At 25.9% G+C, this 22,835-nt stretch carries 24 protein-coding genes and 1 pseudogene; 23 read left to right on the top strand and 2 right to left on the bottom strand.

The genetic code is table 11. The features are described 5' to 3' along the window. The first annotated feature begins 11 nt into the window (after positions 1–11). The 9 genes from ACQPVP_RS09260 to ACQPVP_RS09220 all read left to right on the top strand — a co-directional run bounded on the left by ACQPVP_RS09260 (position 12) and on the right by ACQPVP_RS09220 (position 9,194). Positions 12–863, top strand: a complete 852-nt coding sequence (locus ACQPVP_RS09260; protein ID WP_430849320.1) for an NAD(+)/NADH kinase — start codon at positions 12–14, stop codon at positions 861–863. A 1-nt stretch (position 864) separates the two neighbouring features. Beyond that, positions 865–1,314: an arginine repressor gene (locus tag ACQPVP_RS09255; protein ID WP_430838929.1), complete on the top strand. Its 450-nt coding sequence runs from the start codon at positions 865–867 to the stop codon at positions 1,312–1,314. A 17-nt stretch (positions 1,315–1,331) separates the two neighbouring features. Then, a complete protein-coding gene (gene recN, locus ACQPVP_RS09250; RefSeq protein WP_430849318.1) occupies positions 1,332–3,035 on the top strand; it encodes a DNA repair protein RecN in 1,704 nt (567 codons plus the stop codon). 174 nt (positions 3,036–3,209) lie between these two features. Next, complete coding sequence (gene spoIVB / locus ACQPVP_RS09245; RefSeq protein WP_430849316.1) at positions 3,210–4,397, top strand: SpoIVB peptidase; 1,188 nt, start codon at positions 3,210–3,212, stop codon at positions 4,395–4,397. A gap of 241 nt (positions 4,398–4,638) precedes the next feature. Beyond that, positions 4,639–5,448, top strand: a complete 810-nt coding sequence (gene spo0A / locus ACQPVP_RS09240) for a sporulation transcription factor Spo0A (protein WP_430849314.1) — start codon at positions 4,639–4,641, stop codon at positions 5,446–5,448. 159 nt (positions 5,449–5,607) lie between these two features. Beyond that, positions 5,608–6,615: a tyrosine-type recombinase/integrase gene (locus ACQPVP_RS09235; protein ID WP_430849312.1), complete on the top strand. Its 1,008-nt coding sequence runs from the start codon at positions 5,608–5,610 to the stop codon at positions 6,613–6,615. An 864-nt stretch (positions 6,616–7,479) separates the two neighbouring features. Then, a complete protein-coding gene (locus tag ACQPVP_RS09230; protein ID WP_430849310.1) occupies positions 7,480–8,001 on the top strand; it encodes a Fic family protein in 522 nt (173 codons plus the stop codon). 116 nt (positions 8,002–8,117) lie between these two features. Continuing rightward, positions 8,118–8,711, top strand: coding sequence for a hypothetical protein (locus ACQPVP_RS09225; RefSeq protein WP_430849308.1), 594 nt, complete (start codon positions 8,118–8,120; stop codon positions 8,709–8,711). A gap of 15 nt (positions 8,712–8,726) precedes the next feature. Beyond that, a complete protein-coding gene (locus ACQPVP_RS09220) occupies positions 8,727–9,194 on the top strand; it encodes a hypothetical protein (RefSeq protein ID WP_430849306.1) in 468 nt (155 codons plus the stop codon). Positions 9,195–9,495: 301 nt separating this feature from the next. Here ACQPVP_RS09220 and ACQPVP_RS09215 read toward each other — a convergent pair whose 3' ends face one another. Beyond that, positions 9,496–9,669 carry a hypothetical protein gene (locus ACQPVP_RS09215; RefSeq protein ID WP_430849304.1) on the bottom strand — a complete coding sequence of 58 codons (174 nt, stop codon included), beginning with the start codon at positions 9,667–9,669 and terminating at the stop codon, positions 9,496–9,498. Positions 9,670–9,846: 177 nt separating this feature from the next. Between ACQPVP_RS09215 and ACQPVP_RS09210 the strand changes: the two genes are divergently transcribed. From ACQPVP_RS09210 to ACQPVP_RS09200, 3 genes are read left to right on the top strand one after another with little or no spacing between them, the layout of a single operon-like run. Further along, positions 9,847–10,608 (top strand): hypothetical protein, encoded by a 762-nt coding sequence (locus ACQPVP_RS09210; protein WP_430849302.1) that lies wholly within the window; start codon positions 9,847–9,849, stop codon positions 10,606–10,608. 29 nt (positions 10,609–10,637) lie between these two features. Beyond that, a complete protein-coding gene (locus tag ACQPVP_RS09205) occupies positions 10,638–10,763 on the top strand; it encodes a hypothetical protein (RefSeq protein ID WP_430849300.1) in 126 nt (41 codons plus the stop codon). 55 nt (positions 10,764–10,818) lie between these two features. Continuing rightward, the gene (locus tag ACQPVP_RS09200; RefSeq protein ID WP_430849298.1) at positions 10,819–11,121 is read left to right on the top strand and encodes a hypothetical protein; all 303 of its coding nucleotides are present in this window, start codon (positions 10,819–10,821) and stop codon (positions 11,119–11,121) included. Between the two features lie 49 nt (positions 11,122–11,170). Here ACQPVP_RS09200 and ACQPVP_RS09195 read toward each other — a convergent pair whose 3' ends face one another. After that, positions 11,171–12,562 (bottom strand): KAP family P-loop NTPase fold protein, encoded by a 1,392-nt coding sequence (locus ACQPVP_RS09195; protein ID WP_430849296.1) that lies wholly within the window; start codon positions 12,560–12,562, stop codon positions 11,171–11,173. A 234-nt stretch (positions 12,563–12,796) separates the two neighbouring features. Between ACQPVP_RS09195 and ACQPVP_RS09190 the strand changes: the two genes are divergently transcribed. The 11 genes and pseudogenes from ACQPVP_RS09190 to ACQPVP_RS09140 all read left to right on the top strand — a co-directional run bounded on the left by ACQPVP_RS09190 (position 12,797) and on the right by ACQPVP_RS09140 (position 22,736). Beyond that, positions 12,797–14,437 carry a hypothetical protein gene (locus ACQPVP_RS09190; RefSeq protein WP_430849294.1) on the top strand — a complete coding sequence of 547 codons (1,641 nt, stop codon included), beginning with the start codon at positions 12,797–12,799 and terminating at the stop codon, positions 14,435–14,437. A gap of 158 nt (positions 14,438–14,595) precedes the next feature. Then, entirely contained in the window at positions 14,596–14,973 is a 378-nt protein-coding gene (locus ACQPVP_RS09185; protein ID WP_291670364.1) for a hypothetical protein, read from the top strand. 237 nt (positions 14,974–15,210) lie between these two features. Beyond that, a complete protein-coding gene (locus tag ACQPVP_RS09180; RefSeq protein WP_430849292.1) occupies positions 15,211–16,131 on the top strand; it encodes a hypothetical protein in 921 nt (306 codons plus the stop codon). A gap of 338 nt (positions 16,132–16,469) precedes the next feature. Then, positions 16,470–17,096: a hypothetical protein gene (locus ACQPVP_RS09175; protein ID WP_430849290.1), complete on the top strand. Its 627-nt coding sequence runs from the start codon at positions 16,470–16,472 to the stop codon at positions 17,094–17,096. A 99-nt stretch (positions 17,097–17,195) separates the two neighbouring features. Continuing rightward, complete coding sequence (locus tag ACQPVP_RS09170) at positions 17,196–17,531, top strand: hypothetical protein (protein WP_430849288.1); 336 nt, start codon at positions 17,196–17,198, stop codon at positions 17,529–17,531. A gap of 286 nt (positions 17,532–17,817) precedes the next feature. Continuing rightward, positions 17,818–18,168 carry a hypothetical protein gene (locus ACQPVP_RS09165; RefSeq protein ID WP_430849286.1) on the top strand — a complete coding sequence of 117 codons (351 nt, stop codon included), beginning with the start codon at positions 17,818–17,820 and terminating at the stop codon, positions 18,166–18,168. A 293-nt stretch (positions 18,169–18,461) separates the two neighbouring features. Beyond that, positions 18,462–18,590 (top strand): hypothetical protein, encoded by a 129-nt coding sequence (locus tag ACQPVP_RS09160; RefSeq protein ID WP_430849284.1) that lies wholly within the window; start codon positions 18,462–18,464, stop codon positions 18,588–18,590. A gap of 5 nt (positions 18,591–18,595) precedes the next feature. Next, positions 18,596–18,907 (top strand): annotated as a pseudogene (locus ACQPVP_RS09155) (DUF3990 domain-containing protein); the annotation flags it as partial. 39 nt (positions 18,908–18,946) lie between these two features. Next, positions 18,947–19,120 carry a DUF2281 domain-containing protein gene (locus ACQPVP_RS09150; protein ID WP_430849282.1) on the top strand — a complete coding sequence of 58 codons (174 nt, stop codon included), beginning with the start codon at positions 18,947–18,949 and terminating at the stop codon, positions 19,118–19,120. Between the two features lie 282 nt (positions 19,121–19,402). Next, on the top strand, positions 19,403–19,543 hold the full coding sequence (locus tag ACQPVP_RS09145; protein ID WP_430849280.1) for a ribbon-helix-helix protein, CopG family: 141 nt from the start codon (positions 19,403–19,405) through the stop codon (positions 19,541–19,543). Between the two features lie 25 nt (positions 19,544–19,568). Next, positions 19,569–22,736: an RNA dependent RNA polymerase gene (locus ACQPVP_RS09140; RefSeq protein ID WP_430849278.1), complete on the top strand. Its 3,168-nt coding sequence runs from the start codon at positions 19,569–19,571 to the stop codon at positions 22,734–22,736. Positions 22,737–22,835 lie beyond the last annotated feature (99 nt).

The following is a 22,835-nucleotide window of genomic DNA, read 5'->3' as shown; positions in this document are numbered from 1 at the left end:
GGGGCATGATTGTGAAAAAGGTTGCTATTGCAATTAATTTATCAAAAGATAAAAATAAACAAATGGCTTTTAAGGTTCAAGAAAAGTTAGAGGAATACTTTGAAAATGTTGAAATTATCATGCTAAATAGTTATGATATAATAAATTATAGATTTAAGGAATTTCTTGATCTTGTAATAGTTTTAGGTGGAGATGGAACTATATTAAGTGTTGCTAGGGGCATTAATGGAAAACTTGATGTTCCTATATTGGGGATTAATATAGGAAATTTAGGTTTCTTATCAAGTGTTGAATTTTCAGATATAGATAAAGCTTTTAAAAAGTTAAAAGAGGGAAATTATAGAGCAGAAAAAAGAATGTTATTAACTTGCGATTTACCTTCAGAGAATATAGTTAATGAATCACTAGCATTAAATGATATAGTAATTGCTAGAGAAAGTCTATCTAGAATGATGAGTTTTCAAATATTTATAGATGGTAGAAGATATTATAATTTTAAAGGAGATGGATTAATTATTGCAACTCCTACAGGATCTACAGCATATTCATTTTCAGCTGGTGGTCCATTTGTTTATCCAACTGTTGATGCAATTACATTAACACCAATATGTGCCCATACAACAGGGGTACAACCTATTGTATTAAATAGTAATAGTAATATTGAAGTGAAAGTTATAAATAACAATGAAGAATTTAATATTATTTTTGATGGACAAAGAACAATTAGATGCGTTAATGAAGTAATTATTAATATAAAAAAGGCAAAAGAATATGCAAAAATAATATTATTTGATGATTATGATTATTTTAAAGTATTACGGGCAAAAATTATTAATAATTGGAAAGATTGTGAAGGTGATTAATTTGAAGTCAAGAAGGCATAATAAAATACTAGAAATAATAAGTGAGAAAGATATAGAAACACAAGAAGAGTTGGCAGAAGAACTTAAAATAGCAGGATATGATGTTACCCAAGCTACAGTATCAAGGGATATAAAGATACTTAAACTTATAAAAATGCAAGGCGTATCAGGAAATTATAAATATGTAGCTTCCTCTAAAGAAACAAAGGATATTAATGATAAACTATCTAGTATATTATCAAATGCTGCAGTATCAGTTGAAAATGTTGACAATTTTGTAGTTGTAAAAACATTAACAGGATCTGCTATGGCTGTGGCTGAAGCAATTGATAATTTATTTGATACTGAAGTAGCTGGAACTATTGCAGGTGACAATACTATATTTATATTAGCTAGAAGTTTAGAAAAAGCTGAAGAGTTAGTTGAAAAGGTTAGAAGAATGATATTATAAATTAAAGGTGATATTGAATGTTATTGCAATTAAATATAAAAAATTTTGCTTTAATTAGAGAATTAGGTGTTGAATTTGGAAAAGGATTTAATATTTTATCTGGAGAAACAGGTGCTGGTAAATCTATTTTAATAGATACTATAGATTATGTTTTAGGAGGAAAATTTTCTAAGGATTTAATTAGATATGGAGAAGAAAAAACCTTTGTAGAAGCTATATTTTCTATAGAAAATCCTGAGCTAGTAAATGTGTTAGAAGAACAGGGGATTGAAGATGAAATATTAATAATATCTAGAGAAACAACTATATCAGGAAAAAGTATAATTAAAGTTAATGGTAAATCAGTAGTTTTATCTTACTTAAAAAGAATAAGAGAAAAACTTTTGGACATACACGGTCAGCACCAAAATCAGAACTTATTGAATAAAGCTTTTCATATTTTATATTTGGATGATTTTATTGGTGAAAAAATTAATAAATATTTAAAAGTTTATGAGGATCTAAGAAAAGAACAAAGTTCAATTATAGAAAAAATCAATGAATTAAACGGTAATACTGATAGAGAAAAACTTTTAGATTACATAAAATTTCAAATAGATGATATTGAAAAGGCCAATCTTAAGATAAATGAAGAAGAGGATTTAAAAGAAGAATTTAATCTGCTTTCTAATGCTGAAAAAATTTCTTTAGCTTTAAGTAGGAGTTATGCAATTTTAGATAGTCCTATGGAGGGAATATCTGTTATTGAAGGACTATCTAAAGCTGTTTATGAACTTTCCATTGTTGAAAATCATTTTGAAAAAATAAAAGATAAAAGAGAGAAAATAGAAGAATCTTTATATACTTTAGAAGAAATAGCACGAGAGATTAGAGATCTTTCTTCAGAAATTCATTATGATGAATTTGAACTTGAAAAGATAAATTCAAGAATATATGAAATTAGTTTATATAAGAAAAAATATGGTGAATCTATTGAAGAAATTTTAAATTATTTGGAGAAATTAAAATCTCAATATGAGGAACTGGTTAATTCTGAAGAGATTATTAATGAACTAAATTCAAAAAAAAATGAAATTGAAAAAGAAATGAAAAATGTATGTGAAATAATGCATGATATTAGAAAAGAATATGCATGTAATTTAGAAGAAAAAATAAAGTCTGAATTAAATTATGTTGGAATGGAAAAAGCAGAGATAAAAATAGATATAAAAAATAGTGAGAATTTTAATTCAAGAGGATCGGATGATGTGACTTTTTTAATTTCTACAAATCCTGGGGAACCTTTAAAAGTTTTAGAAAAAGTTGTATCTGGAGGTGAGCTTTCTAGAATTATGCTTGCTATGAAATGTGTATTTGTAGATAAAGATAAAATACCAACTTTAATATTTGATGAAATAGATACAGGAATAAGTGGAACAATAGCAAAAAGAGTTGGCGAAAAGATGTTTGAAGTATCCTCAAAGCATCAAGTACTATGTATAACTCATTTACCTCAAATAGCTGCATTATCTGATTGTCATTATTTTGTGTCTAAAAAAGTTGAAGATGGAAAAACTTATACAGAAATTAGAACTTTAGATAAATATGAAAAAATTAAAGAAATAGCAAAAATGACTAGTGGAGATGAAGTTAGTGATGTTACTTTGGAAAATGCTTCAGAAATGGTTGCTTTTGCAGATATTAAAAAACAAGAAATATTAGAAAAAATGCTTATAATATAATACATAAGTATATAAATTTTTGAACAAACTAAAATCATGGTTCTTTACCATGATTTTAGTTTTTTATATTTTTAAGTTATATCTTTAAAATTTTTAACGGTTTTAACAAACTTAATACAGCATATATGAATGTATATGAGGGCAAGTTAAATACAGAACAAAGGAGGAGATAATATGAAAAAAAATAGGAAATTTAAATATTTAGTTATGATAATAACTCCAATGTTGATTCTGAGTTTATTTACATATTTTAACTTGTTTAAAATACCAGAAAAAATATATATAAACGAAGATACAAATAGTGTTAATGTTACAAATAATATTTTTATTAAAGATAGCAAAATTATAAAGGATAAACTTGAAGTTAAGCTTTTAGGTCTAATACCTATAAAATCAGTTTCAGTTTCTAAGGTTAAAGATTTAGAAGTATATCCTGGAGGAGTAAATGTTGGAATAAAAATTTCAACAAAAGGTGTATTAGTTGTTGGACACTCAGACATTAATACTATAGAAGGAAAATTAGAAAGTCCTGCGAAGGTTTCAGGAATAGAACTAGGAGATATAATTACAAAGATTGATGGGGAAAATGTTGAAAACTCAAAAGATTTATCTAAGAAAATTAGTAATTTGCATAAAGAGACTATTACAATAGAATATATGAGAAATGGAGTAGTTAATAATAAAGAAATTGAATTAGAACAAGAAAATAATGAATATAAATTAGGGCTTTGGGTAAGAGATTCTACGGCAGGAATAGGAACATTAACTTTTTATGATAAAAATACAAATATATTTGGAGCATTAGGGCATCCAATAACTGATGGAGATACTAATAAACCTTTTGCAATTAAAGAAGGAAATTTACTTAATTCATCAGTTATAAGTATAAGAAAAGGTGAAAAAGGTTCACCGGGTGAATTAAAAGGATTATTTGTAAATGAAAAAGATAGTTTAGGTAATATAGCTAAAAATACTGAAGCCGGAATTTTTGGTAGTGGATGTGATAAGCTAATTAATCCTATATTTAACAAACCGTTAAAAGTAGGCTTTAGGAGTGAAATAAAAGAAGGCGCAGCTAAAATTATAACTACTATTGATGAAGAAGGACCAAAGGAATATGATATTGAAATAATAAAGCTATTACCACAAGAATCACCAGGTGCTAAAAGTATGGTTATTAAAGTAGTAGATCAAGAATTATTAGAAAAAACAGGTGGAATAGTGCAAGGAATGAGTGGAAGCCCAATAATTCAGAATAATAAGATAATAGGTGCTGTAACCCATGTATTAATAAATAAACCAGATGTGGGATATGGAATATATATAGAATGGATGTTAAAAGATGCAGGTATAATTGAATAGAGTGAATTTTATATATTAAAATAAAAAACTTATTTTAAATATTAAATTTGAAAAAAATGTAAAAAAACTATTTTATTTAAAGAATATGTGTTATAATGATACTAAAGCGATTTTAGTAAATTGTAATTTAATGGAATGTCTATAAATGATATTTATAGATGTTTTATAAAGATAAAAATTTAAAGAACTATAATTTACTCATTTTATGTGGAGTAGTTGGGAAGATGGGGGAGAAAAAAGTATGAATGATTCCAAAATTTCAGTATTAATAGCTGATGATAACAAAGAGTTTTGCAGTATTTTAAATGATTATTTATTGAATCAAAGAGATATTATTGTTACTGCTGTAGCTAAAGATGGAAGGGAAGCTTTAGCTTTAATTGAAGAAAAACAACCAGATTTAGTGGTATTAGATATAATTATGCCACATTTAGATGGATTAGGAGTGCTTGAAAAACTTAATTCTATGAATTTAGAAAAAATGCCTAGAATTATAGTGCTTTCTGCAGTAGGTCAAGACAAAATAACTCAAAGAGCTATTACTTTAGGTGCAGATTATTATGTTGTTAAGCCTTTCGATATGGATGTATTTACAAAAAGAATCAGAGAGATGTTTAATGAAACTACAAGTAATGTAATTAAAAAGCAAACTAATACAGTTGTAGAAACAGATATAAAAGTACAATCTAGGGGTCCTATAGATTTGGAAACAGAAATTACAAACATAATTCATGAAATCGGTGTACCTGCTCACATTAAAGGTTATATGTATTTAAGAGAAGCAATTACTATGGTGGTAAACGATATGGAATTATTATCAGCCGTTACGAAAGAACTGTATCCTTCCATAGCAAAAAAATACAATACTACAGCCTCAAGAGTAGAAAGAGCTATAAGACATGCAATTGAAGTAGCTTGGGGAAGAGGACAAGTAGATGCAATAAATAGATTATTTGGATATACCATTCATAATGAAAAAGGAAAGCCCACAAATAGTGAATTTATAGCCATTATAGCTGACAAATTAAGACTTAAGAATAAAGTAAGCTAAAATGAGGTATATAGCCAAAGTTGAAAAAGAAAGTATACTCTATGCCGACGAATAAATTAGGGAAAAAGGCTAAAGTATAACAACAAATATCTATTAATAATATTATATAAACACTTTTGTTTATTGATATAAAAATCAATAAATGGAGGTGTTTTTATTTTGCCTAGAATTAATAGAAAATCTAAAAAAATTGAAGATATAGTTCAAGATTATATCGATTATTGTAACTATAAAAATTTAAGACCAAAAACTATTAAATCATACTATCAAACATTGATGTTATTTGCAAGGTACCTTGAAGAAGAAATGAACATAACAGATATAAAAAAGATTAACAAGGATGTTGTAGAGGAATATTTAACATTAACTAGAGAAAGAGGAAAATATTCTTTTGTTGCTAATGAAGAATCTCTAAAGAAAAATAGGCTTGATAATAGAAAAGATGTTGGAGATGAAGTTTCTCCTACTACAATAAATAATTATCTTAGAAATATAAAAGCCTTTTTTAGTTATTTAGAGGAAAATCAAATTATTAAAGAAAATACAGTAAGATATTGTGATTATTTAAAAGTTCCTAGAAAAGCAAAAGAACAACTAACGGATCATGAATATGAAAAATTTATAAAATCTATTGATTTAACTAAGTTTCATGAATATAGGGATTATATAATTATTAATTTGATTTTTGATACTGGAATGAGGTTGAGTGAAACTTTATCTTTGACTATACATGATATTGATTTAAGTAGAAGAACAATTTATATACCAGCAGAAGTTACAAAAGGAAGAAAAGATAGAGTTACATTCTTCTCTATTACAATGAGTAAATGGTTAAATAGGTGGATTAGATATAAAGATACAATGCAGGAAAGTGAATTATTATTTCCAACTCAAAGAACCAATGGCTTATTAACAGCTTCTAATTTTGAGAGGAACTTTAGAGAATATTTAAAAAGAGTGAATATAGAGAAAAATATAACCCCGCATGGATTACGAAATAACTTTGCAAGAAGATTTTTAATGAGTGGTGGAGATATTTATACATTATCTAAAATACTAGGTCATTCTAGTGTAATGGTTACAGAAAAAGCTTATTTAGATTTAATGGATGAAGATTTTAGAAAGAGATATCAAAGATTTAGTCCGTTAGAAAATATGAGAAAGTAAAAATAAAAAAATAGCACCTATGCCACTAGGTACTATCTAAAACTTAATATGTTTTAATTAACTTTGTATATCTCTCTTGGAGATACCGAAAAACCGTAATTAAATGGTATCAAAAAAAGAGAGAATTTGCAAGGCTTAATTTCCTATTGCCTAAAATTGGTGTAGGTTAGTTGTCCAAGCACTAGAGCAACTTAAAATAATTCTAGTGGTTACATAGAGCCAATGCAGAAAATCTATGGGGTATAGTTTAATTACCTTAGTTATATAGTTATATCCTTAGTCGGGTACATATGACCGATTAATAAATTATATGGGTTGTTTAAGGGAACTGGTCATTAATGACGGGAGTTAAGACACAGTTACATTTTATAGGGTAACAGTTTATAAAATGGTAAAGTCTTAACTATAACTAAGGTGTTGAGTGATGGATACAATGCGTATACTCGGTATTAGCAATGTCCTAAGAACAATTCTTAGGGCTTATTATATTCGTTCAGAATGTGTCCACGTGCCTCGGTATTATAGCTTTTGCTTTAGTAATTGCAAGTGTTAATCATAATTAATAAAAGCATTAAATAACAATTAAATATTGACAAAATATAAGTATATATATAAAATATCCAAGTAAATGTTATTTTTTTACAAGGGAATAGAGGAATAATATGAAGTTAACAATAAAACAAATAAAAGAGATAAAAAAAATATCCCAATTCAATATATGATGAATTAAAAATTGAGTTTTTATATAATTCTAACAAGATTGAAGGGAGTACATTCACAAGACAAGAATTAATCAAATGTTTAAAAGATAGAATAGTTGAAGGTAGCCATAAAATAGATGATATTTTTGAAACAATTAACTCATTGAACTTATTTGATTTTGTAGTTGATACATTAGGAGAACCACTTACTAAAACATTAATATTAGAATTTCATATGATTCTAAAAAAGAATAGCTTAGATGCAGAACGTGGCTTTTCAGGATCGTGGAAAAAGATACCTAATATGATAACTGGCTCACCAGTACAACTAGCACAACCTTGGGAAGTAGATATAAAAATTGCTGATTTACTTACATGGTGGAAAGAATCTAAAAAAGAATTTGAAGATATTGTTAAGTTTCATAGTGAATTTGAAAAAATACATCCATTTCAAGATGGTAATGGTAGAGTTGGTAGATTTATAATGTTGAAACAATGTATAGAATCAAATGAAAGTCTTATTGCCATTGATGAAAAGTACAATACAGAATATAAAAAAAGCTTATTAGAAAGTCAAATGAATGGAAATTATGAGAATTTAGAAAATGTATTGAGAAAGTGTCAAAATTTCTTAGAAGAAAAAAATGAATTATTATCGAATACATTAAGATGTTTAGTAGATTAGTTGAAAACAAAATGGCTTAAACGATAGATTTAGACTATTTTTTATAGTGAAAAATTATTAAACTAATTGCAAAGTGAAGCAAATGTAATTTACATATGATTAAGGAGGAAACTCTCATGAAAAAAATAAATGGATATATAACATATGAGGAATTAAAAAAAGATTTACTATTACTTGATAATGCTCAAGATAAATTTATACTATTAGCTATTTACAACGGAATAGCAGGAAAAAGTGGCTTATCTGAACTTATTAATCTTAAAGTAAAAGATGTAAATTTTAAAAAGCATATTATTAAAGTCGATAATAGAGAAGTTCTTATGGATAAAGAATTTGAAAAAATCACTAAGGAAGCTATCGAGCAAGATGTTTATGTAAGTGAAGTTGTTTCCAAACATGGAGTGGAAGAATATGAGTTAAATAGAGATTCAGAATATGTTATAAGAATCAGACCTAAAGCAGTTAATAATTGGGGATTAAGTCCTATAACTTATAATACATTAAGAGCAAAAATAAAAAAAATTTCAGCTAAAGCAGGATTTGAAATAAATGCAAGTCAACTTGAAACTTCGGGAATAGTTAATAGATTATTGAGTGAAAAAAAAGAATGGACAGTTTTAGATATAGAGTTTGAATTGAGAATGAAAAATATTAAGGCTAATGCCTATAGAATATATAGTATAATAAAAGAGATTACTAGCTATAAATAAAGGTGGACAAGGTTAATGGTAATGGATAATATAATAAATTTAAAAGAAAAGTATAGAGAACATATAGAAAGAAAGGCTTCAGAACAATTTGAAGCAATAAAAATAGCAGAAGATATTTACATGATTGCTTCAAATAAAATATGTTCAAGTGATAATTATGAACCAATTTTAGATTGTGTTTTATATTCTGATATGAAGTTAATACAAAGAATTAGAAAAATGAAATTTAAAAATAATGACCTAATCAGTATAACTTGCAAGAAGATTAAAAAGAATAATGTGAAAGTTTTAGAATTAATAAAGGTTACTGAAGATATGAACAAGGATTCTATTATTGAATTGGAAGTTAAATCTCATTTGTTATATGAAGATAGAGAATCATTACTTCAGACTATAGCCAATGAAAATAGAGATAAACAAATTTTTGTGAATTTTTATGATTATTACAATTTTAATCAGTTGGAAGAGTTGATTAATGAGTAGAAATATAATCAAATGAATATAAATTTAAGAGTTTGAATTGTTAAAAATGAACAGTTTAAACTCTTTTTTATCATAGATTTAAAATTTCAGCACCACAAATTTAGGGTATCTAAATAAAGCTAGTAAATAAGACGATTTAATACAAGTTAAGTATAAAACTATGCTTTCAACACCCCAATTTTTGGGGTGCATAATAAGAATACTACTATTAATAATAAGAATATTACTATTTAATAGTGCTTAAGACACACTTTTTATAAAACTCCAAAGCTTATATTTTTATATAAAAAAAGATGCTTAATTATTTAGCATCTTTCTTAATTTCTTCATATTCAGCTTTTAAATATTTTTCTATTAGGATATTTATAGTATCGCTAACAGTATGACGATTATTTTTGCTTATTGTTTGTATTATCTCTAAGTTTTCTAAATCAAAAGTTATTTGTACTCTCTTTTTCCCTTCACTAATTGCCATAAAAATTACCTCCAAAGTCTTGATTTAACTGACTTTTATCTGTATTTATTATACCACAAGTGAACCACCTTTACAAATTTATTAAAAAATACTTGCCAAGGTGTACCACTAAAGGTATAATAGGATATAGATTTAGTGGCACACCAAAGGTACACTTAAGAAGGGAGGTTAACACTTATGGATATTAAAAAAGGATTTACAAAAGTTAACAATGATATATTATTCAATTCTAAATTAAGTAACAATGCTAAGCTAATATATATTCAAATAAAATTCTACTCTAATATTCAAGGATTCAAACTTTCTAAAAATTTAATTCTTAAAGATAGCCAATTAAGTGTTAATACATTTGATAAGGTATTAAAGGAATTAAGAGAATCTGGATTAGTATTTCAATATACTGAGAAGCAAGGAAAGAAAAATGTTTATTGGTATTCTACTAATGAGTTAAAAGCTGGAATAGATAGTAATGGAAACAAGCCTTTAGAAAATCAAATAGACTTAACTGAAATTACTGGAGAAAGTGAAAAGGTGGAAGCAGTAAAGCAAAGTAGACAAACTAAGATTGATAATCATGAAAATGTAAGACTTGTTAGAAGTGTTAAGGATGTCAATATTGATAAGTCTAAGTTTGATAAAGATATATTAACTTTTGCTGATGCTGATTTAGTTAGAAGTACAGTTAAAGAGTTTAAGAAGAAGGCTAAGTACAATAAAAATGAAAAATTCTTATGTGCTAAAACAATTAGAAATATTCTTATACAAGAGTATTACAACAACAAAATTGACTTTAATCCAATAATGCTAAAAAAGATAAATGCAGTTAGAAAGCTAGATGGAGAAATGGATATAAAGCAATATAGCGATATAGCTGATGAAATAGAGTTAAGAGAAGCATTAAAAGAATTAGAAGCTGGTATATATCCAGTTGTAGCTTAACAAGAAATATCAAGGAGGATATAAGAGAAATGTCAATATATATTTTATATTGGATTAAAGAGGACTTTGAACAACAAGGAAAGAAATTGGAAGATTGCAAGTTTATAGAAATTAAATATTTCCTTGAAGAGTATAACAATAAGTACAATAAGTAATTTGAAATTTAATTATATATAAGAGGTTTAAATTAAGTTATAGGAGTGAGTTTTTATGTTAAATAAAGAAGTTAATGAGATATTAATGAAGTTTGCAGAGAAGTGCACAAGTATAAATTCTAATGTGGGATATAATGATTGCTTAAAAATAGGTAGAGATATTGTTTGGAATATTGCTACAGAAGATATACGTTTATTAATCCGTACTCTTAATTATGAGATTGTAAAATTAAAAAGAATATATCATAAACCAACAGACTATAAAGGGAATATAGAACCAAAATCAATAGAAGAGTTTATTAAAAAGATAGATTCTAAAGTTTTAAATGAAATTAAAGAATATAGAAATGTAGCTTAGTTCTATTAAAGTATGAAGAAGCCTAGAGAGTATAGCTTCTTCATAAAATTTATATCTTAAAATTATTAATAAATTCTAATTCACTTAAAATTTTATTATCACTAATAAAATATAGTAATTCAACTGCTGAAGTATGGTAGAAAGAGTCGTTAGTATCTTTTATTCCAACTGTGTATCTATTCATTTCTTCATTGGATGAATAGTAATAATTTTTAGAATTACCAACTTTATGTAGTAATTCTAAATAAAGTGGCAAAACTGGTGATAATACTTTTTTTGCTTGTGTATCATGATAGTTACTAAATTTAAGATTAAAAGAGTTTACATCAAATGTAATTAGATTAGATTTAATATAATCTTCATTTGGATTAAATGATAAAGATTTTACATTTTTGTAAATACCACTATATTTAAACCTTAAGTTAATGAAAAATGCATATAAATAACTTGCTACTAAAAAATATGAATTACTAAAATTATTTGAGCTTTCATCATTAAAGTAAAAGATATTAGGAAGTAAAACACTAATATACTCATAAACTTTATTGATATCTCTAAGTGAATAATTTTCTTTTATAAATATTTCTTCAAAAAATCTTGTTAAATATTCAGTGTTTTTATAATCAGAAGATATTTGTTTATTTTTATGTTTTATATAATTTAAAGTATTATTATTTGGAAGATTATATTCTAAATCAAAAAAACGTCTTAAATATCCATCACTATCCATACCTTGTCCATAAAGTGTTTTTATGGAGTGAGATAATTGCTCTTTATCTAATGATATTACAAAAACATAATTATCTAGATTAAAAATATGTTTTATAGTTTCTAATAATTCTACTGCAAATGTTGGTTTACATCTATCTAATTCATCAATAAATATTATAACTTTTTTATTTATTGAATTCTGAAACTCTATTAAATCATGCTTTAAGATTTCTCTAGTTTGCTTTGAAATAGAAATCTCTTTAAATGCTATTTCACCTACTTTATTACTTAATTCCATTAAATCTTCTTCTAAATTATCTTTTAATTCAAAGCTATCTAATACCCCTCTTGTTAAATGTTTTAATACTATTTGTCCACCAATTTTGGCATAAGGTTTTGCTTTATTAATTCCTTTCTCAAATAGAGATTTAACTTTAGTATCTTTAGATTTAATTTGCCTTTCTAATTCGGAAAGTAATGAACTAAGGGGATCGGATATATAATCATTCTCCCAAGCATTAAAATACATGGTTTCAAATGAAGTTTTATATTCAGCAGTACTATCAATCATATTTTTCCACATATTAATAAATGTAGTTTTACCAGTTCCCCAGCTTGAATCGATTGCTAAAACTCTCAAGTCAGATTTAAACTTAATAATATTTGTTAGATTTACTGCAACTTGTTGTCTATCTAATAGATCGTACTCAAATGAATTTAAATTTTCCATAAAATCACACTCCTTATTTTAATTATATTATAAAGAGGATATTTATACAAAAATATACATATTTTTTGGGGGAAGATTAATTATTAATGATTATTTGGGATTGGATTAAAATTCAATTTTTATTTTAATGCTAGAGTGAAATTGGATAATATGGTAATATTAAACTGTTATATTTATAAGATATATGTTGAAAAAAGATTCAACGAACAATATTAACTAATGAGGTAACTTTCTATGGTAAATTTAAAAAATATTAGAATAAGAAAATTTATGAATAAATCGGATGTAAACATATTAATATCTGACTATATTGAACTAATAGATAATGTATATTTGGGAAATAACTATCCACATAATTGGAAATGTAAATGTGGAGAAATAATAAATAATCGTCAGTGGAGTAATATTCGGTTTAGAAATGATATTAAATGTGATAAGTGTGTAAAACAAAAAATAATAAATAGATATAAATCAGAAGTAGAAAAAGTTTCTGGATATCAATTTATAAATGCTTATTTTGTAGGAGATAAGTTACCTAATGGAAAAATAGTTAAGCGATATCCAATTATTGAAATAAAGCATGAATATTGTAATTCAATATATACTATTGATGCTAGTAATTTTATTAATGATAAACAACGTTGCAATCATTGTTGTGGCTCATATAAAAATTCTCTTGCTTATTATATAGAAGTAATTCTAGTAAAGTCTTTAGATACATATCTTGACTTAAAGAAATGTGAAGATAGTCCATATTTTTTGAGTAAATACAGCAATAAAAAGGTATGGGTTTTTTGTCGTATAAATAGCTATCATGGTAGTTCACCTATAAGGTGTGGTGATTTTGTTAAAGGTATAGAAAGAAATTGTGGGTGTAAGTATTGTAGAAATAATGATACTCACAAATTAGATTCTATTGGATATAAATTACCTAATTTAGCTAATATGATAACTGGTGACGTTGATATATTTTCATTAGGTATTCAATCAAATAAAAAATATTATTTAAAATGTTCTGACTGCGGGCATATATCAAAGCATAAAATTCAAATTTGCAATCTTGTAAATCAAGGATATTATTGTAAGGTATGTGGTGATGGTTGTTCAATTCCAGAAAAATTTATGTATAATATATTATTAAAATTAGGGATAGATTTTTACTGTAGAAAATCATTTGAATGGTCGAATAATAAAGAATATGATTTTTATATTTCATCATTAAATATATTAATTGAAACTCATGGTGCTCAACATTATAGCGACCGTACTTCTTTTAAATCTACTACATTAAAAAAACAACAAGATAACGATTATTATAAATATATATTAGCTACAAAAAATATTCCAAAAGAAAATTATTATGTAATAGATTGTAGAGTTTCTGATTTTGATTTCTTAAAAAATAATATTATTAATACACTAAATAATATATTAGATTTTTCAAGCATAGATTGGAACTTAGCATGGAAAAATAGTCAAAAATCACTTACCAAGAAATCTTGGGACTTATGGAATAGTGGTTCAAAAAATTCTATAATTATAGCTAATAAGTTAAAACTATCTAGAAGCACAGTTATTGAATATTTAAAAAGGGGCACTAGGTTAAAACTTTGCGATTATAATCCAAAAGAAGAAATGAGAAAAAGTGCTTTATCTAATTCTTGTAATAATAAAAAAATTAAATGTATCTTTTCTAACAAAGATATAAAATATTTTAATTCTATTTCTGACCTTAAAAAATCATTAAATATATCTAGACATGTATATTCAAAGATAATGGATAATAGTGGAGTAATTGATATAAGTATGTTTAATCATAAAAGATGTAAAGAAAATTTAGAAAAAATTAATGGTACTAAAATAGAATTTATATAAATATAAAAGTATTTTTAAATAGAAAAATTAAGTTATTAGAGTTTCTTTTAAAATATATGAAAGATGAATTTTAGTTATTGTTAGAATTAAATTGTAAAATATGTTAATATTACATTATTAACCAAGAGATAAATTAGAATTTGAAAGGTAAAGTTAAAATGTCAAATAAAGCTTTTGATTTTGAAAAAGAAGTGAATAAGTGCTATAAAAATGCTATCGTAGATACAAAAAAATTATCTGAAATAGCTAAAACTAAAAGAAAATATACGTTTTGTGCAATTTATGCTTTATATGAAAATAACCAATTAAAGAAAATTGGAAAAGCTATTTATGGTGGAATACATCATAGAATGGTACAATATTATAATGGAAAAAGTGGCTCTAAATTTATAACAGTTTTAAATAGAGATGATATTGTTGTGAAATATTTTACCTTGAAAGATAAAAGTGAATTATGGTACGCAGAAAGAAGACTTCAAGTAATAGCACATGATAGTGGAGAAAAAATGGAGTGGGAAAATACATCAAGGAACTGATAACTTTCAGTTTTACGATTAGATGAAATTGTTATTTTATGGTTAATAGGTTGTAATGGCATCAAAGATATTTGATGAATGATTGTATCATATTGTGAGAGATAAATTGAGGAGATAACAAATTAAAAGGGTCTCATTATAGCAATAATACAAAGTTTAAATTTTTTTAAATGAAATTAATAGTACGTGTGTACACTTCAATCTTAAAACCACACGTTGCAGAAAGTGGAGATAAATATGTCAAAAAAATGTACTCTTGGTAAATGTGCATTATGTAGTAGAGAAAATATAGAGCTTATGAAAAGTCATATCATACCCAAACTGGTATATACTAGAGTCAAAACGTATGAAAACGCTAGATTTAGGAATTATTTTAATTTTAATCAAATATATCAAGATGGTGAGAAGAAACCAATGCTCTGTCATGATTGCGAAGAATTTTTTAGCAAATATGAAGTTGAATTTACAAATAAATTTCTTGATAAGTATTTAGCATTAAATAATCAAACACTTCCTTCTCAATATGATGGTATTCAAAATTATATATTAACTGTTTCATGGCGAATATTATATGATGATTTATTTGTATATAATTCATTTGATGGAACTTATATGCGAACCACTTATGAATTACTTGAAAAGAGACTAAGAAAATATTTAAATCAGATAAGAACTGATAACATAGAAGTAAAGACTCTTAACGAACCTTGTGGAAATAAACTGCAGTCGTTTGGAGAAATGATTGCCTCATATGAAAAAGCTATATATGAGTCTTCTCTAGAAACTTTAGAAAATATTAAAACCTATATTTTTACTCTTAAGGAACTAGGATATTCAAATGAAATAATAAAACTATTAGACCGATTTATTTTCGGATATTGCTATAATACTGGAGACCTGAAAAAATATATTATTTTTACATCATATAAAGGATTAATTATTGCAACCGTATTTGGGAACAATAGAATTATTTTAATTCCAAACAATATAAATGATTTTTTTAACTCTAGCCAAATCAAAAATTCATTAAAACAAGAAATTTATTATATGCTCGAACAAACAAAGAAGGCTTATTCCAAAAACCAAGAGATTCTGAATTCAAATAATACAAAGGAAAAACTAAAAAATCGATATAAAAATGCTAAAAAGCTCAGGTGAACAATCTCTATATACATGAATTGATGATAGAAATACAAAATTAAGTAACTTATGTTTAAGTTTGAAATACACTGTAAATTTCAATTTAGCTATTAGCTTCTATGAACAATATTAATATAATGTGAAGAAAAGACTAGAAGTACCAAAGGGGATTTTCAGCCTTTTTTTCTATTGAATGAAATTGAATTTTTATGTTAGTAAGAGCAAGAGATAAAAGTATGATTTTATTTAGGTTGATTGCTTTATTGTACGTAATTGATTAGATGATATAATAAAATAAGTATTGTTTATGGTAATATAACGATAAATTAGAATTTGTAGAGGAGGAGATTTAGATTATGAAAGATGAAATAATATCTTTGATGACAGACTTTGGTGAGGTTACTTTAGATTATTTTATACAAGATGATATTATAAAAGATTTGCCTATTGTTGGTTCCGTTTTTAGTATGGTAAAAATAGGAGTAGATGTTCGTGATAGAATTTTTGTGGAGAAAATAAAGAGCTTTATTGAGAACATAGATAAAAACCAAAAATGGCGAGAGAAATTTAGTAATGATGAAGAGTGTAATAAGATATCCAAGCAACTCCTGTATATAGTAGATTCATGTGATGATGATAATAAGTTGAAATTAATAGGAATGGCATTTAACTATTTAGTAACTGGGAAAATAAGCCGAGATGAGTATTTTTACACTGTCAATATAATTTCAAAATCATTTTACCCATTTTTAAAAATGCTATTAGATATTGATGAATCTGATAAACGTTTTAAAAATGATGGTACGAAGTATGATTATTTGGGGATAACACATTTGTTAAATATAGGTGCGCTTGATTTTGATGGTCAAACGATGGCATCTGTCAACTCTAAAACGGGTAAAATCGAATCGCCACCATCTGTAATAGTTGCAGTAAATGTATATAGTCAATTTTTAATGGAATTATTAAAGAAATTGAATTAATCTATCCAATTTATAAAGTTAATTGATTCAAATTTTGTATTTGTAGATAAAGAATAAGTTGAAAAAAACAAGGCAAGTTGAGGTAAAAGGAGAGGTATTATGGGAAAAAGGATTGACTTTAAAGAGTTTGTTGATTCGCAATATGCAATTAGAGATTATATGAATTCTAAAGCTGGAAATGACTATATACATGAAGCGAGAGTTTTAGTTTCTTACAGAGGAGAAACCAAGTATAACAGTATTTTGAAGGTGGTTCCGAGTATAGAAACTAATAATTCATTTATTGATATAATCGGTGATCTGAAATTTAGTCGAGATTATTACATGAAATATACCAACGAGTATCATAAGTTTGATTTTATCAACGGCACACTTTTAATTAAGGGTGAGGACAGATGGGGAAATACAATTGAGATTGATATAACAAGTGTATGAGAATGAAGAGAATTATTCTGAAGAACCCAACAAATTTTAATTTATATCTTAAATTTAAATAAAATATCGATTTCATCATTATAAAGGATTGCGAAAGTAAAGTTGCTTGAATTTATATTCAATTGACTTTTTAATTTCCTAAGATAAAATGAAACTTCAATTTCATTATAGATATGTTTGATAGATAATATAATAAAAGAATATTTAATGGTATGTAACCTTACAAGTATATATTTATTTCATATAGAATATATTTTACTATATTGCGTATGGAGGTAAATTTAATATGAAAGAATGCTTATATTGTGGTGAGCATAGTTTTGAAGATTCGTTTTCATTAAGGAGATGGGCAAATGGATTTTATTGTTCTGTAAAGTGCTTAAATGATGATATTTCTGAAGCTAAAGCAACAATAAATTATTATGAGAATGAAATTAAGGATAGTAGAAATCAAATTTTGAAGTATGAAAATGGGAGAAGTAATTTATCCAAAGAAGAAATTGAAAAAATAGAGGAAGAATTAAGAAAAGCTAGAAGTAGGCACGTTGCGACACTACAAAAATTAACTCATATGGAATCATTGCAGAAATTGAATAAGCTAAGATATAAGGAATCTGAAGAAAATACTGTAAAATAGTAAATACTCATAAATGCTAAATGAAAAAAATTAACCAATTAGTTTTTAATGATGAAGTAAGAGAGTAGAAATGCTCTCTTTTATTTTGAAAGATTTATTGTTCAACTCAATAAAATATCAATTTGATTTAAAAGAAGCTTCATAGCAATGTGAAGCTTTTTTCATTAATAAAAAAACAATTTTATTACCCTAAAAATAAGTAATAGATATGATATAATTGTTTTAAATCTATAGAAATTAGATGAAATATTAATATAGATAATTAAAGAAATAAATAAGTGGGATGATTCAAAATGGAAGAAAAGAATAACATGAGTATTATTTACTATGGAAGTTATACAATTGTAGATGAACCTTCAATCATAAAAGGAATAAGGAACAAGCTGAAAAATGGACTGAAAAATATAAAACTCCAGTTGTAAATACTTATTATTTAAAAGATATAGAAGGTTTAAGAGTAAAAAAATTTGAGGAATATAATGAGGAATGGCTTGATTTTGTAGTTCATTGTAGAAATGGTGGTACACATAACTATGACGTTGTGGAGGGTTTTATGGCAAACGATGTTATATATGAAGCTATAGATGAATTTTTAAATGGAGAGATAGATAAATTAGCTTTACTAGATATGATGGAATCTGAGTGGAGTAAGAAACGGCAAATTAGTTTCCATAGTGAAAGAGCATTAGAAAAAATTATGTTTTTAGAAAGTTATACTTTGAATAAAGAGATTAAGTAAAGTTACTAAAAAAGAAATTAATAGGTAGGATGATTTAGCATGGAATTAGTAAAGAAGATTACTGAATTATCAAAAAATTTAAGTGAGAAAAGACAGCATGAAGTTATAGACTTCATAGAGTTTCTAATAAAAAAGCAATTAAAAGAAGATATAGAAGTAATGGATGAGATCTTCGAGGATAATAAAGAAGTTATGAAGGAATTAGCAAAATGAAAATAAAGATTAAATAGAATGTAACAAATAGTTTATTAAGTAGGATTAATTTTAATCCTGCTTATTTTTTTATATTTTTTAACTTTTTTTCATTTATTTTTACATTTTAAAAACTCAATACATATAATTACTTGAAATAAATAACTTGAAAAAAAACTTCAAAATTAGTGTCCGAAAACGCTTGAAAAAAACCACCCTTATAAATGTAAGGGTAAATACAAATATTTTTTTACCCACTATGTATATACAAGTATAAACAAATTAGGAAAGGAGAAGATTTTAATGAACAAAAACTCAATTATAACTTTAAGGATTGATAAATCTCTAAAACAACAGTTTAAAGAGAAATGTGAAGCTAATGGTCAAAACATGAGCAAGGTCATTGAATTATTGATCAAAAAGAACATTAAAGAAACAAAATAAGTAAAAAAGAAAAGAGGTATTTAGTATGTCAAAAAACAAAACTAAAAGAGTAATAATAAAGGGATATAACCTTACTCAAGCAACAATGAACGATGAAGGGAAACTAATTCTTAATAATAAAAGTACATCAGAAGAATTAACATTATCAGAATCACAATTTTTGCATATGTTTTGTAAAATTTCTGGAGTAGAGTTTGTGGATGGAATGAATTTTAACTATATAATAAAAGTATCAAATGTAAGCTTGAAAAGAATGGGAAATTTAATAGCTGAAGGTAAAGAATATACTTTTTTAACCATAACTCCTAATCAATCAAAAAAGAAAGAAGCTTTTTATATTAATGTGGATTATTATAATTTTGCTAAAAAAATATTCAATTTAGCTGATGCTGGAAGATTAGAAAGGAATAAGATATCAGAGAAATATAAAAATGGTGAAATATCAATAGCTAAAGACCTAACTGCTAGATGGAGTTTATTATTTTCAGGTAGTAATAGAATAGTTGTTGATAATAAAGTCTATATTCCTAATATGATTTGTGTATCTGATATAGGATATAAAGTATATACTCCTAATACTAAGATATTTAAGGATGGACAGTTGGTTAAAGCAGAAGGAGAAGATGCTTATAATAAAGTAATTGCATTCGACGGGTGTGGAGTTATGACCGATAAGGTTGCTACTATGATAGGAAAAGGATTAGGACTAAAAAAAGCAGTACCATATGCAGTTATAAGAACTAAGATGGCTACTAAAGGATTACTTACTAATGTTAACATAATTAAATATTTAAATGATAAATTCCCATACTTAAAAAGAGAAGATGGTTATTTTTATATTAAAGATTGCTGGGGAGCTGATAGAAAAGTCACAGAAGATACAATTATAGTAAATCAATCAATGGTTAAGTGGAGCAAATGGTTTGATTCTATGGAAGATTATGAAAATAATAGAGAGGAAGCATTTGCTGATTTACTTGATTGTTTATATGTAACAAAGTATGGAAAAGGTAAATCTAAAACAATGGCAGAAAGCTCTTATCAATTATTAACCATGTTAAATCTTACTTATCAGGAAGTATTGGAATTAGCTGAACCAACTAGGAATATTCTTGAAAGGATTATTTATGGGGAAGAATTAGCAACAAAAGATTTTTTAAATATTGAATCTGAAGTTTCGACTTTAGAAGAATATGATGATGATTCTATAATGGCTAAAAATGTAGCAGATAAAATACATATGTTGTTAGGTATGGACTACAAAAAATTTATTGCAATACCAAGAGTAAGAAAAGGCTTATTGAAAATGATAGAGAGAAAGGTAAAGGAATTAGCTTCAGGTAAATTTTACTTAAATGATACATCGTTCAAGGTAGCTTGTGCTGATCCATTGTTATTTTTAAACTATTGCATGGAGCAAACACAAAGAGAAATAACTGACTTATCTCAAGTTGAGGGTGGTTTAAAAAAAGGAGAATTTTATATTAAAGGTGAAGTAGGTACTAGAATGTTAGCAAGGTTTCCACTTGCATCATATCAGGAAATTACAAATGACGTTTTAGTACAAACACCTGAATATGATAAATATTGCAACTTTTCTAATGAAATATTAGTATTTAACCAAAGATGGATTGATGCAATGATTAAGAGTGGTTGTGATTTTGATGGAGATATAATTTTAGTAAGCAATAACGAGAGTCTTAAAAATTCAGTAATTCCTCCTGCTGATGGATTACTCTTTGTAAATAAGGATGATGCAAGTTCTAAATCAGAAGTTATTAAGATTAAATTTGGTGAATTAAATGACGAGATTATCCAAAAAGAGAATATGAGAGTTCTTGGTAATAAGATTGGAAAATTGGCCATTGCATCAAGTGCAATTTGTTCCCAATGTCAATCAGTTTGGTTTGATGTGGAAGGTAATTTATTTAATTCAGAAATTTTATTTAGTAATATGTTAGGGTTTCAAAACTATAGTTCCGAGTTTTACACTGGACAAAATATACTCAATTTCAATAATGAGATAAGTAAATATATGAACTCAACTCAAGTATCTATTCAGGATCAAAAAGAATTAATGACAAAATGTTTTCATGATCAAGATTATAGATTAAATAAATTAATACAATTATCCATGAAAGAAATAGACAGTAATAAAACTGGTGTGCAGGTTACAGATAAAGAAATAGAAGAAGTAATAGGTAGTAATCAACTTAAGCCAAGATTTTTTATGGCATTACCTGATAAGAAGTATAGTAAAAAATCAACTACCATGAATATGACTTCCTTAAGCTTATATTATAATGATATTGCTACTACAATTTATATACATGGAGAAGTTCATGGAAAAATGTCGATGTTGTCTTATGTTATGGAATCAATTAAAAATAAAGTTGATGATAATACTAAAGTAGTACCTGATTTAATAGCAACCTTAATTGATACATTAGATTATGATGTTCAAGATAATGAATTAATAGCTAAGTCTGAAAAAGATATAACTGAAGCCTTTAAGAAATATATAGATGCTGAAAAGACTATGGGGAAACTTAGAAGGATAAGATATTTAAAAGGATATAAATTATCTAGGGATAATTCTATTGATATTGACCAAATATTTAATGCTACAAAAATAGAACAAGCTCAATTGGCTGAAGAGATATTTTCTAATTATAAAGAAGAGCAAATAATAAAAGCTATGTTAGAGTTCTTTAAGAATTCTAAGTTTAACAAGGAGAAAAACATTGAACTAGAAGAAATAAATCAATTCCTGATAAACTATTACTGGACAATAGTGGAGAAAGCTCTTAGATATAATTATCCAATAATGGTAGTTACTGAAGAAGATGAAAATGGTACTCCCATTTTATTTACTAGAAAGAGTTTAAAAGAAAGAAAAATAAAAGAAGATTGCTTTGGAGCTATAGCAAGAATGGACAAGCAATTACTTCAAAAGAAATTGGATGCTGAAATAGGATTCAATGTAATTATTGAAGATAAGGATAAGATTTTAAAGGCTGATTATATAGGAATTAGAAATAGCAAAGATGGATTCATTATCTTAAATTATAATGGGGAAATACTAGGGAAATTATATCTTCAATATTTAAAAAAGAATATTGAAGGAATCTATAAAGTTAATATGAGTAAAACAAGGGTACAAGGTAAAAGTGGTTATTTTGTACTAAGTTAAACACAAGAAATAAGGATGTATTTATTGAGTGCATCCTTATTTTTTTACATCTGAAAACCTTGATGCATATAATAAATAAAATATTCTTTTGAGATTTAA

The sequence above is a fragment of the Clostridium nigeriense genome (assembly GCF_050585265.1).
In the GTDB taxonomy this organism is placed as follows: Bacteria; Bacillota; Clostridia; order Clostridiales; family Clostridiaceae; genus Clostridium; species Clostridium nigeriense_B.
Note: the sequence above shows the minus strand (reverse complement) of the source record. Positions and strands in the feature narration are given on the sequence as shown.